Below are 13,933 nucleotides of genomic sequence, written 5' to 3'. Positions count from 1 at the left end.
TTTTTTTGCCAAAATTAAAATGAGTTGAAACATCAAGCAAGGCTAAAAAATATAAAAATTAAGAAACCGACTTAGACGAAATAAATATAGACATTTACTGCATAACTTACATATCAACGTATTTCGTTAACTAATTTACCATTTTCATAAAGTGCCGAGTATTGGCGTTTATGCTCTTCAAATAGATAGGTTCTTAACTGCTCTTTTCCGCTATTAATACGCGTAATTTTTGCAGCCATTCCTGACTTATTTTGCCTAATAGGCTCTATATCAATTGAAATATACTCTTCGTTTGGCAGTGTAAACTGCACATTTTTCATACTACCTAAGCGACTGTTATCTTTCAGAGGTTTTAAAAATATGCCAGTGCTAGATATAGACTCAATATAAAAACCCTCGCTCTTTATATTGAGTTGGCTCCAACGCCAACTACGCTGTGTGCCTTTAGTATCAATGACTTCAGGCGCACTTAATACAGGGTTAATAACCCCAGAGGGATCTATTTTTAAATCAAGCGGAAACCATAATTGATAGTGCGCAACTTTTGCTAATAGCGTTAAGCTTGCGTTGCTCAATAGGTGCGCAATGCCTGCGGGTACACTACTTTGTAAAGTAAGCTTGTGATTTGGTTTTACTTCCTGATCTTCTGGCTTAAATAAGTCAGAGATAAAGTTTAATTCTTCAGCTGAAAAGTCCATGTTCAACACCGTAAAAATAAAACCCCATAATATGTTAATTAAACAAAATGCTCAATAAGTGTGCAGCGTTATTTGTTTTCTTTACTATAGTTAAAGGTTTTGTGTGGATTTTAGGTAAGGTAAATGTTTGGCATTAGCTGTGCTTGTTACATTTTTAAAATTGAGAGCGTTCATTGTCATTCAAATTAGTTAAAAGCGAATAGCAACTTATTTAAAGTAAGATTTAGTGCCTCCAATGCGCTTTTTAAATCAAGAAGAGGTTTATTATTTTGCAGGTTTATTAAGTTGGCAATTTGCGTCTAGCAAAATATCGATTTTTAAGGTGGCTTTTAAAATACTTTGACCTATCAAGCAGGCGAGGAAAGCATAAAGTCTGGGTTTTAGACGTAATAGGCCGTTTTTAAACTGTTGTTTAGAATGCCTTTTAACTAAATATATTTTTTAAAAAGTAGAGTGTGTGTTTAATCTTCAGGTGAATACCTGTTGGTGACTATTTTATAAACTAAAAGAGGGAGTTATGAATTGGTCGGTATGGAGAGATTCGAACTCTCGACCCCTGCCACCCCATGACAGTGCGCTACCAGGCTGCGCTACATACCGACGTTGAGTGCAATAGTACGTGTATTTTTTTAAAAATCAATAAGCGATTGTTTGTTTGAGTGTTTATTAGGCAAGTGAGCTAAAAAGCTCACTTAAGTTTGGTTATTTAAGCTAGTCTTTATTTAACCAAGTTTTGATCGAGTCGTACATCTCATCTCGTATCAACGGCTGAGCTTTTTTGTTAGGGTGTAGCCCATCGTTTTGCATTAGCTCTGGTTTATCGGCGATATTGAGCATAAAAAAGTTTAGTAAGTGCGTATTAGTTTCTTCGCTGATTTGGCTAAAACTATCTGTAAACATTTTACTGTAGCGGGGACCATAATTAGGTGGAATGTAAATTTCCATCAGTGCGGTCATTGCATTAGCTGCTTGGCTTTTTTGTATAAGTTCAGTTAAGTTAGCCTGCATTTTGTTTACCGGAAAGCCGCGAAGACCGTCGTTTGCACCAAGCTCTATAAGCACATGAGTTGGTTGGTATTGAGTAAGTAATGCATCTAAACGGCGCAATGCACCACCAGAGGTTTCGCCACTAATGCTGGCGTTTACAAGTGCAATGTCGGCTTGCTCGTCATTGTACTTATCTTGTAACAATTTTACCCAGCCTTGCTCTTGTTGAAGGCCATAGGCTGCGCTTAAACTGTCACCGAGTATTAAAATCGTGTTGTCGGCTGCCGCACTCTGCGGTTTGATAACTAAAAATAAAATGAATACTAAACGTAGGATTGAATGAGTCATATGTCAGCGCTTTCTCAATTAAATATAATTCAAGTTAATGGTTTGTCTAAAATAGTAACTACCTTTGAAGGTGAGTTGCCCATCCTCAGCGACATCAGCTTTAATGTCAAGCATGGTGAGTCTGTTGCTATTGTTGGTACGTCCGGGTCAGGTAAATCTACCTTATTAAGTTTACTGGCAGGCTTAGACACTGCGAGTAATGGCGAAATATTTTTAGACGGTGAGCCGCTACATAATTTAGATGAGGAAGCACGTGCAGCACTTCGTGCCGCTAAAATTGGTTTTGTATTTCAGTCTTTTATGTTGGTGCAAAGCTTAACCGCTCTCGAAAACGTAATGTTACCTGCTGAATTAGCGGGAAAAAGTGATGCTAAGGAGCAGGCACTTGCTTTGCTTGAAAAAGTAGGCCTAAGCCATCGAACAGATCATTACCCTTCTCAGCTTTCGGGTGGTGAGCAACAGCGTGTTGCTATTGCACGTGCTTTTATTGGGACACCCAAAATTTTATTTGCTGATGAGCCTTCAGCGAACCTAGACAGTAAAAACGGAAAAATGATTGAGTCGCTGTTGTTCGACTTAAATTCTCAACACGGTACAACGCTCATTTTAGTGACGCACGATGAAGGACTCGCTCAAAAATGTGAGCATATTATCCAGATAGAAGCAGGGTTGCTTGTTAAAAGCGAAGTCGAGGACGTTGCAGATGTGGGCTAAATTAGCGCTTAAATTATTTGCGCGAGAATTTCGCAGAGGTGAGCTAACAGTAATTAGTGCAGCGATTGCTTTGGCGGTATTAACAGTACTCACGTTGTCTATGGTTACAGAGCGAATAGCACAAAGCATCGCCCAAAAAAGCAGTGCATTTATTGCCGCCGACCGAGTTCTTGCAAGTAGCCATGCTATTGATACCGCTTTTATTGAGCAAGCCAAAAGTCAAAATTTACAAACCGCGCAAATGGTGTACTTCGACACCATGTTATTTGCTGACGACGAGATGCAATTTAGTTCAGTAAAAGCTGCGTCAAATGCATACCCGTTGAAAGGGCAGCTTAAGGTAAAAAATACATTAACGGGTGAAACGATTATTGCAAATGCTGGCCCAAGGCCAGGTAACGTATGGCTTAGTGAGTCTGTTTTTTACTCGCTCAATATTGATGTTGGTTCGCAAGTTGAGCTAGGTGCGGCGTTATTCAATGTTGAAAAAGTTATAGTAGAAGAGCCCGATGCGCCATTTAATGTGTTCTCAAGTAGCCGCCGTGTTTTAATAAATATTGCAGATGTGCCCAAAACTGAGGTCGTTCAACCTGGAAGTCGTGTTTTTTACCGCCAGCTTTATGCAGGTAGTGAAGACGACATAAACAGCTTTTATGACTGGTTAAAACCACAAATGAAAGAAAACCAACAATGGTATGGCGTAAAAGACCGCCAATCACCTATTTCTAATAGTTTAAATCGAGCAGAGAGCTTTTTATTGTTGGCGGGTTTACTCGGTATCATTTTAGCTGCAGTGGCTATTGCTGTATCAGCTAAACGTTATTGCGAGCGTCAATACGACCCTGTTGCAATGATGAAAACATTGGGCGGTAGCCGCTCAATGATCCGAAAAATTTATATGCTTCATTTATTGCTTGTCTGTGCAATGGCAGTAAGCATCGGTTTGCTAATTGGTTACGGCTTGCAAGAAATAGCGACGGGGTACTTATCAAAAAGTATGGGCACAGAATTACCCATGGGGGGGTTTAAACCTTGGCTTGTGGCAATTAGCACGGGTGTAATTTGCGCCGTTATGTTTTCTATTAAACCTTTGTTTGACTTGTTCGATATTCCGCCGCTTAGGGTGTTGCGCCGTAACTTAGGCGACAAATTAGCGGTAAGCCGTGTGCATTTGGGTATGAGTGCATTGACCGTGTTTTTGTTAATGTGGTTATTTAGTAACAATATAAAAATAACGCTTATCTTATTTATAACCACACTTACCTTAATTGGCGTGTTGTTTTTAATATCGAAGCTTATTTTTGGTGGTGGCCGAATACTGGGTTTAAAACCAGGTAATAGTTGGTCGTTGGCCATTGCGTCTATTCAAAAACGCGCCAATGTAAATGCTGTTCAACTTATTAGCTTTTCGTTAGCCATTAAACTGCTTCTGTTTTTAGTTGTGCTTAAAAATGACATGATTGCCGATTGGCAGTCGCAATTACCCAGCGATGCGCCAAATGCATTTTTAGTTAATATTACACAAAACGATCTTGAGCCAATTAATAACTACCTCGCTGAAAAAGACATTTTAGTGTCTGACTTCTACCCAACGATTCGAGGGCGGGTCAATGCGGTAAATGGCGAGTTGGTTGCTCGTGAGGTCTCTCTTCAAGACAATGAGAAAAAAGACGAGGAAGCGCGTTCAGGTATTGGCCGTGAGCTAAATTTAACATGGCTTAAAGATGTACCAGCTCAAAACGAAATAATACAAGGCGAGTGGTTTGGTGAAAACGCAGTGGCTGAAGCATCAATTGAAGAGTCAATGTTAGAGCGCCTTGATGTTGAAATAGGCGACACGCTTACCTTTTTAATTGGCGCGCAGTCGTTTGATGCTAAAATTACCAGCGTTCGTACTGTGAATTGGGCAACGCTTAAACCTAACTTCTTTATTATACTCAGCCCAGATGTACTTAAAGATTTTCCGGCAACGTATATTTCGTCGGTTAGGATAGAACCTGAGCAAAAGCGTGACTTTAGCCAACTATTACGTACCTACCCAACAATTACAGCAATCGATGTAGATAACTTTGTAAAGCAAATACAAACCACCATATCTCAAGTTTCACTCGCGATTGGTTTTGTACTTGCCATTGTTGTTTTATGTGGTGCGCTAGTACTTATTTCGCAAGTACAAGCGAGCTTGGGTGAACGGATGCAAGAAATTGTAATTCTGCGAACATTAGGCGCTAAAAGCCGTTTAATTAAAAATGCGACCTTGTACGAGTTTTTATTATTAGGCGGATTAGCTGGTTTAGTTGCTGCATTCTTTAGCGATTTAGCACTGTTAATTGTGCAGCAACAAATGTTTGAACTTTCGGGCAAGCTTCATCCACATATATGGATTATAGGCCCGCTTGCTGGTGGTTTATTTGTAGCAGGGTTAGGTTATTTAATGATTGCCCGTACCCTTAAACAAAATACCCAAGGACTAGTACGCGCTTTGGGGTAAAACTAGTTAATTTTGTTTTAAAAATGCTCGCTTTATATGCGAGCATTTTTGTTTTTGCTTGGTACTGGTATTTTATACAGTGCTCTGGCATTATTAGCCTAATTTACAATAAAAATAACGAGAATGTTACTTGGCCATTATTTTAGGGATCGACCCTGGATCGCGTTTGACTGGTTACGGTGTAGTTGCCCACCAAGGCGCTAAATTTACTTATTTGGGCAGTGGGTGTATAAAATTAGCCGATCATCCTTTTCCGGTTCGCCTTAAAATGATTTATCAGGGCATAACTCAGCTTGTAGAGCAGTTTTCGCCTGAAACGTTTGCTATCGAAAAAGTGTTTATGGCTCATAACCCCGATTCAGCGTTAAAACTTGGCCAAGCTCGTGGTGCGGCCATTGTAGGTGCTGCAATGGCAGATTTACCTGTGTTTGAATATTCAGCAAGGCAAATTAAACAAGCCGTGGTAGGTAACGGCGGTGCAGACAAAAGCCAAGTACAACATATGGTAAAAAATATCTTAAAATTACCGGGTACACCCCAAGCCGATGCTGCAGATGCATTAGCAATTGCTATTTGCCATGCACACTCAGAACAAAATTTAATCAAACTAGCGGGTAGCGCAAGCAAAACCGTTAGAGGACGCTTAAGGAAATAACAATGATCGGCCGCTTAAATGGTATTTTAGTTGAAAAACAACCTCCCGAAATCTTACTTGAAGTAAGCGGTGTGGGTTATGAAGTACAAATGCCAATGACCTGTTTTTACGACTTACCAAAAGTGGGTGAAAACGCGATTGTTTATACTCATTTTGTAGTTCGTGAAGATGCGCAGTTATTGTTTGGTTTTAACAATAAAACAGAACGCGCATTATTCAGAGAGCTTTTAAAAGCAAACGGGGTAGGGCCAAAACTCGGGCTCGCTATTTTATCGGGGATGTCGGCGCAGCAGTTCGTCAGTTGTGTAAATAATGAAGATGCCACATCGCTGGTGAAATTACCGGGCGTGGGTAAAAAAACCGCTGAGCGTTTAGTGCTTGAAATGAAAGACCGTTTAAAAGACTGGGGCAATGATTTATTTACACCGTTTAGCGACAGTGCAGTAATAGAACCCCATAGTGATACATTAGTCGCTAATAATGCAGCCGATGATGCGGTATCGGCACTTGTTGCGTTAGGTTATAAATTGCCTCAGGCGCAAAAGGCGGTAAAATCGGTCAGTAAACCAGATATGTCTACAGAGGTTCTTATAAAAGAATCTTTAAAATCGATGTTGTGAGTAACCCATGATTGAAGCGGATCGCTTAATTGATGCGACTGAAAAAACAAACGAAGACTCGATTGACCGAGCAATTAGGCCAAAGCTGTTGGCTGATTACCGAGGTCAGCCGCATGTTAAGCAGCAAATGGAAATATTTATTGAAGCTGCACGCAGCCGCGACGAGGCGCTTGACCATTTATTAATATTTGGACCGCCGGGTTTAGGTAAAACCACCTTAGCTAATATTGTCGCAAACGAGTTAAACGTAAATATTAAAACCACCTCAGGGCCTGTACTTGAAAAAGCAGGCGATTTAGCGGCACTACTTACTAATCTTGAAGAAGGTGATGTGCTGTTTATCGATGAGATACATAGGCTAAGCCCGCAAGTTGAAGAAATACTTTACCCTGCAATGGAAGATTATCAACTTGATATAATGATAGGTGAAGGCCCTGCTGCGCGCTCTATAAAGTTAGATTTACCACCGTTTACGTTAATTGGGGCTACAACTCGTGCAGGGTCACTTACGTCGCCACTCCGTGACCGCTTTGGCATAGTGCAGCGCTTAGAATTTTATTCAGTCGAAGATTTATCCCACATTGTTGGCCGTTCAGCCCATTATCTTGATTTAGAAATGTGTGACGATGGCGCAAGTGAAATAGCGAAAAGATCGCGGGGCACCCCACGTATTGCTAACCGCTTATTACGCCGAGTGCGAGACTATACGCAAGTCAAATCCGACGGCACTGTAAACGCAGAGGTTGCGCAACAAGCGCTTGACATGATTGACGTAGATAAAAGCGGTTTTGATTACATGGACCGTAAATACCTACTTGCTATTATTGAAAAGTTTATGGGGGGTCCAGTAGGGCTCGATAATTTAGCTGCTGCAATTGGTGAGGAGCGTGAAACCATTGAAGATGTTATTGAACCGTTTTTAATTCAGCAAGGGTTTATTCAGCGAACACCGCGCGGTCGAATTGTGTCTGACAATGCGTACCATCATTTTGGCTTGTTACCTAAAAAAGACTAATTTTAAAAACCTCTCCTAAACTCTTGCTAAAAATTACTTTTAGCAAGAGAACTTCCTTTTATAACGCATTTTAGCTACCAGAAGTGCTTCGCTTTATCATTAACTAGCCTGAACTTTGGTTAAGAGATTTGATAACGTATTGAATCATCTTGATATTTAAATTTATTTTCTCTAGCCAGAGATTTTTAGTAAAAACAAGGCGGATTTACGCGTCAATAGCTAGGCTATTGACGCGTAACTTCAACGACGTTTGCGCAGAAAATAGCTGCTTGAGATAGATTTATTATCCAGAGTTCAGGTTAACCAACAATTCACAGGGCGTTAAGGCATATGTGGCTATTGTGCATTTCATAAAGTTAAATATTGTTAACGCCGACTATAAGCGCCTAATTTTAACGTGAAATTGAGTGTTTAATAAACAACATTTCGCGAAGCAGTAAAGTTTTTGGACTAAACCAAATTTCAGGTAAAAAAAAGCCCGCAAATAATGCGGGCTAACAACAAGTTAAAGGAAGTAATCTGGGGGAACCATGTTTTACACTGTTAGGTTTTATCCAAATAGAGTAAAACACTGTAATACGATTAAAAATCATATTAATTAGAACAGGACCTAATGAAACAATTTCATTTAGTGCGCTAGCTCGGTATGTGATAATAATACGGAATATCCAAAAATTGTTCAAACTAGAAAATTTGTTTTTTCGGATTAAAAAAATTAATGCTTTTAGTTTTATTGTAGTTTGTAATTTGTTTTTTAAATAATCATTTATTTTATAAGTTAATGAAATATGGTGCTTAAGTATAATTTTGTATTATTGTTCGGTATTAGTTTTAGTATTCTGGCTGGTAATATGAATGTAGTTTTGCGTGTTTATGCATTGATTTTGAATAAATGCGGTGTTTTATGATGTTTATTTATATAATTACTCAGTTTAATGTAGGCATTGATATTATTTAAATAAGCTTTTACGTAACTAGGCGTAAAAAATGAACTACATCGCCGATTTTTAACGTTTTTTGTTGGCTATTCATAGCAATATCGTTGTTAGTTTTAAATTGACTCGATACACTAGATGCAACTAAATGACCTGTGTTGCGGTCATAATTGCACAAATCATTACAATTGACGTATTTTGATACTATTTAGGAGTTTAATGTGGGATCAGGGCTTAATTTTTTGGATCTAATTTTAGAAGCCAGTTTGCTTGTACAATTAGTAATGTTAGGGCTAGTAGCTATGTCAGTTATGTCGTGGGCTATTATTTTTCAACGTAAAAAAGCGATTTCTGATGCGCTTTCAAATGCTAAAAAGTTTGAGCAAAAGTTTTGGTCAGGCATTGATTTAAGTAAACTATACAACGAAATTTCATCTCGTAGTGCTCAGTCTCATGGTATTGAGGCGTTATTTACAGCTGGTTTTAAAGAGTTTTCTCGCCATAAAAAAAATACATTTCAAAGCGCCAGTATTGTTATGGAAGGTACACATCGCTCGATGCGTGTTGCGCTTTCACGTGAAATTGAAAAAATTGAAACAAGCTTGTCGTTTTTAGCAACAGTTGGCTCTATAAGTCCTTACATTGGTTTATTCGGCACTGTGTGGGGCATTATGAATGCTTTTATTGCATTGGGCGAAGTAAAACAAGCTACATTGCAAATGGTTGCTCCAGGTATCGCAGAGGCTCTAATTGCTACGGCAATGGGTTTGTTTGCTGCAATTCCTGCTGTAATCGCCTATAACCGTTTTTCTAATAGTGTTGAAAAACTTGAGTCTCATTACATTAACTTTATGGAAGAGTTTGCTAATATTTTGCACCGTCAAGCAGCTACACAAATAGAGGCACAAGCGAATGTATCATCGTAAAAAGCGTCGCCCCGTTGCAGAAATCAATGTAGTACCATACATAGATGTAATGTTGGTGCTGTTGATTATTTTCATGGCGACTGCGCCACTTATCACTCATGGTGTTAAAGTAGATTTACCAAAAATGGAAGAATCTGATTTAGTTGATACTAAAGACACGCCGCCGATTATTGCGTCAATTGATGCTGAAGGTAATTATTACGTTAGCGTAGGTACCGACCCAGAAGAGCCAATGGAAGCGCTTGATGTAGCAGCAGTGATTAAATTGCAATTAATGAAAAACCCAGATGTACCGGTAATGATCAAAGGTTCTGGCAAGGTTTCGTATCAAGAAGTGCTATTACTAATGGATTTTTTGAAAAACGCAGGTGTGCCGTCAGTAGGATTGATGACTGAGTCCTTTGAGGGGAATTAACTGAATGAGTAGTGCATTAGTAAAGTCGGTGGTATTGCATCTAGGTTTGGGCGGTTTGTTGTATGCGTCAGCTAACATTCATACACCAACCCCTAAAGTAATGGAAGTGACGTTAAATACGGCCTTACCAGACCCCGAAAAAGCGGTTTCGGCGGTAACGGTTGATCAAAAAATGGTTGAGCAAAAAATTGCTGAGCTACAAAAAAAAGAAAAAGATAAAAAGCGTGCTGAAGACAAGCGTATACGAGATTTAGAACGCCGAGCTGCAGAGGCTCGCAAGCAACGTGAATCTGAGGCTCGAAATATCAAAAAGCTTGAACGTGAACGCAAGGCCAAAGAGAAAGAAAAGGCACAAGCCGAAGCACAAGCTAAAAAAGCGCGTGAGATAGAGCAAAAAGAGCGTGCTAAAGCTAAGCAAGCAGAAAAGCAAAAGCAAGAGGCCGAAAAAGCAGCTAAAGCGGCGGCAGATAAGCGCAAGCTTGAAGAAGAAGCACTTAAAAAGGCAGAAGCTGAACGTGTGAAGCGTGAGCAAGAGGCTAAAGAGCGCGCAGCCGAGGCTGAACGTAAGCGCCAGCAAGCATTACAAGAACAAATATTACAAGAACAACTTGCTAAAGAGCAGGCTGCCCGTAGTAAAATACGCCAGCAACAAGTGGCAAGTGAAGTTGACAAATACCGAGCTTTGATTATGGCGCGCATTCAACAAAACTTGTTAATTGATGAAAAAATGAAAAACCAACAATGTCGAGTTAATATCCGCCTTGGCTTTAATGGTTTAGTTACGCAAGTTAAGTCTTTAGGTGGTGATAAGCTAGTATGTGAAGCAGCGCTCAGAGCGGTACGAATGGCTGACACATTACCTGTATCGAAAGATAGAGACGTGTTTGACCAACTAAAAAATATTAACCTAACAATCAAGCCAGAATTTTAAAGGAATGATATGTTCAATAAACTAAAAGTAGCCTGTGTAGTATTGCTACTAGGGTTTCAAGGCATCGCAAATGCTGCACTTGAAATAGTAATTACTGAAGGTGTAGACGGTGCAAGGCCTATTGCTATTGTGCCATTTAAATACACCGGAATAGGCCCAATACCGCAAAAGCTAAGTGATGTGATTGCAGCTGATTTAGTTCGAAGCGGTAAGTTTAAGCCGGTTGACGTTACGCAAATGCCACAACAACCAAGTGAAGACAAAGCAATTGATTACGCTGCATGGGTTAATAAAGGGGTTGAGGCCGTTCTAGTTGGGCAGGTTGAACAACAAACCGATGGTCGTTATTTGGTCCGTTACGAATTAGTAGATGTAATTCGTGGTCAAATAACGGGTGGCAATACGCAAATGATGTCTAATGGGCAATTAGTAAAAAGCCAAGATCACATTTTAGAGGCCAGAGAAAGCGTCATTTCAGAAAGTGGGTTTCGCCGCTACTCACACCGCATAAGTGATGTGATTTACGAAAAGCTGACAGGCGAAAAGGGGGCATTTTTAACTAAAATTGCTTATGTAATAGTACGTGATGAAGACGATAAGCCTTACCAACTCGTTGTTGCCGATTACGATGGATTTAACGAACAAGTGCTTTTGCGCTCCAAAGAGCCGTTAATGTCGCCTGCGTGGTCGCCAGATGGTACAAAGCTTGCCTACGTAACGTTTGAAAATCGCCAAAGCCAAATATATATCCAAGATTTATATACAGGCAAGCGAGAAGTTGTAGCTAGCTATCGTGGGATTAACGGTGCACCGCAGTTTTCACCTGACGGTAAAGAGCTTTTACTGGTACTTTCAAAAGATAAAACAGGTGCAACAGAGATTTACTTGTTAAACCTAGCAACACGTAAAGAAACCCGCTTAACAAACCACCGTAGCATAGATACTGAACCATCTTGGTACCCAAATGGGCAAGATATAGTGTTTACCTCGGAAAGGGGTGGTAATGCTCAGATTTATAAGTTAAATTTAAAAACTGGCAGATCTAAACGCCTAACGTTTGATGGCGATATGAATCTTGCAGGGTCAGTTACGCCTGACAGTAAAGAATTAGTGATGGTTAATCGTACGAACGGTAGCTACCATCTTGCTAAAAAAGAGCTAGCTTCTGGCGCGTTTCAAGTTTTAACAAGAACTCGCCTAGATGAATCACCGAGTATAGCGCCAAACGGCTCGATGATAATATACAGCACGCTCCATAATAACAAACAGGTACTGGCGTTAGTATCGATGGACGGCCGCTTTAAAGCACGATTACCTGTGCTAGACGGACAAGTAAAGGCACCAGCTTGGTCGCCATATTTACAGTAATGTTACTGGTTTACTCAAAATAGGAATCTACTCAATGCAACTTAATAAAATACTTAAAGGCCTGCTAATTGCTGTGCCAGTAATGACATTGGCAGCTTGTAGCTCGTCTTCAGGTTTCGACGAAGGTGCTGCAAACCAATCTAATCAAACGGCTGTTGAGCAAACAACAAGCAACGATACAGTTGAAGTAGCAACTATTTCTCCTGAAGAACGTGCTGAAGAACAACTTCGTCAAAAATACGAAGCACTTCGTCAAGAGCAAGTAATCTACTTTGATTTTGATAAAGCGACAATTGAAAGCAAATATGCAGATTTACTTCGCGCACATGCTGACTTTTTAGTAAAAAATCCATCGGTAAAAGTATTAATTGAAGGTCATGCCGATGAGCGTGGCACGCCAGAGTACAATATTGCACTGGGTGAAAACCGTGGTCAGTCAGTTGAAAAATACCTTCTAAGCCTGGGTGTATCAGCAAGCCAAATGTCAGTAGTGAGTTACGGTGAAGAAAAGCCAATGGTTAAATCACGCACTGAATCAGCTTTCGCTAAAAACCGCCGTGCGGTATTAGTTTACTAAGATAAGAGATATTATGAAGCCGAAAATTATTTTGGCAGCAATGATATTGAGCGGGAGCACCCAGTTATGGGCTGCTCCCGCTCCTGTTTCAGAAGCTGCGAGTTCACAGTCAAGTATTGAGAAGCGCTTAGCGTCGTTAGAAAGTATGATGCAATCGCGTAATTTCTTGCAAGCCGAGTTACAACAGCAACTTAATTTACTCCAAGATGAAGTAAGTCAAATTCGTGGTGTGACGGAAGAGCAAAGCTATAAACTGGAAAAAGTACTTCAGCGTCAGCGTGAGCTTTATCAAGAGATTGAAAACCGCGTTAGCCAAGCTTACTCTCAACCTACGGCTGTGCCTGCGACCGACTACGCACAACCTAATGATTCACAAGCATACAGCAGTGATTTGTCTGAGAACGAGGCTTACGAGCGTGCTGTAGCTCTTATAATGAAAGATAAACGCTACGATCAAGCTATTCCAGAATTTCAAACGTTTTTAACAACCTATCCAGAGTCTGTATATGCGTCAAACGCACATTATTGGTTAGGTCAATTATTAACAATTAAAAACGATGGAATTAAAGCGGTTGATCACTTCAGAGTCGTTGTGAACGAGTTTCCAAATTCAAACAAACGCCCAGATGCTATGTTAAAGTTAGGTACGCTTTTAAAAGAGCAAGGAGCAAGAGATGAATCGTTAAAAATACTTAACGAACTTGTTACACAGTATCCAAGTACAACGGCTGCAAAATTAGCCACAGATCGCCTATCTAATTAATTGAATCAGCTTGATTAGACTGCTTTTTGTCATAAGCGGTCTAAAATTGGTCAACTAGGCATAAAAACTTAAAAAAAGAGACAATTTCGGTTGCACTCATTTTATAAATAAGTATTATAAGCGCCCGCAGCAAACGAATGGTTACCCCACTCAAAATGTTGCAAAAAGAGCGGGTCATTAGCTCAGTTGGTAGAGCAGTTGACTTTTAATCAATTGGTCGATGGTTCGAATCCATCATGACCCACCATTTTTAAAATGGTCTTTTATCGGCGGATTTACGTAGTATTCAAAGTTGTAAAAAATAGAGCGGGTCATTAGCTCAGTTGGTAGAGCAGTTGACTTTTAATCAATTGGTCGATGGTTCGAATCCATCATGACCCAAGATGGGAAGAGCCCCCGGAGGGGACTCGAGTCGCTGCGCGAATTTTGCTTTAGGGTATTCGCGGGGCATAAAAACAGTTGGGTGGGGGGGGGGGGGGTGGGGGGTGGG

General features: G+C 40.1%; 13 protein-coding genes and 3 tRNA genes. 13 read left to right on the top strand and 3 right to left on the bottom strand.

Translation table 11 applies throughout. From position 1 onward, the window contains the following. Nucleotides 1-113: 113 nt before the first annotated feature. From CWB62_RS16250 to CWB62_RS16240, 3 genes are all read right to left on the bottom strand, one after another. Complete coding sequence (locus CWB62_RS16250; protein WP_058404860.1) at nt 114-698, bottom strand: hypothetical protein; 585 nt, start codon at nt 696-698, stop codon at nt 114-116. Nucleotides 699-1,221: 523 nt separating this feature from the next. Further along, nucleotides 1,222-1,298: transfer RNA gene (locus CWB62_RS16245), tRNA-Pro, on the bottom strand. A 111-nt stretch (nt 1,299-1,409) separates the two neighbouring features. Beyond that, nucleotides 1,410-2,033 carry an arylesterase gene (locus CWB62_RS16240; protein WP_058404861.1) on the bottom strand — a complete coding sequence of 208 codons (624 nt, stop codon included), beginning with the start codon at nt 2,031-2,033 and terminating at the stop codon, nt 1,410-1,412. Here CWB62_RS16240 and CWB62_RS16235 point away from each other — a divergent pair, their 5' ends adjacent. The 13 genes from CWB62_RS16235 (at nt 2,034) to CWB62_RS16175 (ending at nt 13,824) form a co-directional block, all read left to right on the top strand. Beyond that, on the top strand, nt 2,034-2,747 hold the full coding sequence (locus tag CWB62_RS16235; protein ID WP_058404876.1) for an ABC transporter ATP-binding protein: 714 nt from the start codon (nt 2,034-2,036) through the stop codon (nt 2,745-2,747). Beyond that, nucleotides 2,737-5,238: an ABC transporter permease gene (locus CWB62_RS16230; RefSeq protein WP_138528082.1), complete on the top strand. Its 2,502-nt coding sequence runs from the start codon at nt 2,737-2,739 to the stop codon at nt 5,236-5,238. Before CWB62_RS16235 ends, CWB62_RS16230 begins: the two co-directional genes overlap by 11 nt. Nucleotides 5,239-5,368: 130 nt before the next feature. Continuing rightward, complete coding sequence (ruvC, locus tag CWB62_RS16225; protein WP_008131991.1) at nt 5,369-5,893, top strand: crossover junction endodeoxyribonuclease RuvC; 525 nt, start codon at nt 5,369-5,371, stop codon at nt 5,891-5,893. Between the two features lie 2 nt (nt 5,894-5,895). After that, nucleotides 5,896-6,513 carry a Holliday junction branch migration protein RuvA gene (ruvA, locus tag CWB62_RS16220; protein WP_138528079.1) on the top strand — a complete coding sequence of 206 codons (618 nt, stop codon included), beginning with the start codon at nt 5,896-5,898 and terminating at the stop codon, nt 6,511-6,513. 7 nt (nt 6,514-6,520) lie between these two features. Further along, a complete protein-coding gene (ruvB, locus tag CWB62_RS16215; protein ID WP_058404864.1) occupies nt 6,521-7,528 on the top strand; it encodes a Holliday junction branch migration DNA helicase RuvB in 1,008 nt (335 codons plus the stop codon). A 1,156-nt stretch (nt 7,529-8,684) separates the two neighbouring features. Further along, complete coding sequence (gene tolQ / locus CWB62_RS16210; RefSeq protein WP_138528077.1) at nt 8,685-9,389, top strand: protein TolQ; 705 nt, start codon at nt 8,685-8,687, stop codon at nt 9,387-9,389. Continuing rightward, nucleotides 9,376-9,804, top strand: coding sequence for a protein TolR (tolR, locus tag CWB62_RS16205; RefSeq protein ID WP_138528075.1), 429 nt, complete (start codon nt 9,376-9,378; stop codon nt 9,802-9,804). Before tolQ ends, tolR begins: the two co-directional genes overlap by 14 nt. A 4-nt stretch (nt 9,805-9,808) precedes the next feature. Then, complete coding sequence (gene tolA / locus CWB62_RS16200; protein ID WP_138528073.1) at nt 9,809-10,735, top strand: cell envelope integrity protein TolA; 927 nt, start codon at nt 9,809-9,811, stop codon at nt 10,733-10,735. A gap of 9 nt (nt 10,736-10,744) precedes the next feature. Continuing rightward, entirely contained in the window at nt 10,745-12,103 is a 1,359-nt protein-coding gene (tolB, locus tag CWB62_RS16195) for a Tol-Pal system beta propeller repeat protein TolB (protein WP_138528071.1), read from the top strand. A gap of 34 nt (nt 12,104-12,137) precedes the next feature. Next, nucleotides 12,138-12,680, top strand: coding sequence for a peptidoglycan-associated lipoprotein Pal (pal, locus tag CWB62_RS16190; protein ID WP_138528068.1), 543 nt, complete (start codon nt 12,138-12,140; stop codon nt 12,678-12,680). 13 nt (nt 12,681-12,693) lie between these two features. Next, on the top strand, nt 12,694-13,443 hold the full coding sequence (gene ybgF / locus CWB62_RS16185; protein WP_138528066.1) for a tol-pal system protein YbgF: 750 nt from the start codon (nt 12,694-12,696) through the stop codon (nt 13,441-13,443). A 171-nt stretch (nt 13,444-13,614) separates the two neighbouring features. Then, nucleotides 13,615-13,690 (top strand) — tRNA-Lys (locus tag CWB62_RS16180). A gap of 61 nt (nt 13,691-13,751) precedes the next feature. Then, nucleotides 13,752-13,824 (top strand) — tRNA-Lys (locus CWB62_RS16175). Nucleotides 13,825-13,933: the final 109 nt, after the last annotated feature.

Origin of the sequence: Pseudoalteromonas sp. S408 (assembly GCF_005886645.1) — a bacterium.
In the GTDB taxonomy this organism is placed as follows: domain Bacteria; phylum Pseudomonadota; class Gammaproteobacteria; order Enterobacterales; family Alteromonadaceae; genus Pseudoalteromonas.
Note: the sequence above shows the minus strand (reverse complement) of the source record. Positions and strands in the feature narration are given on the sequence as shown.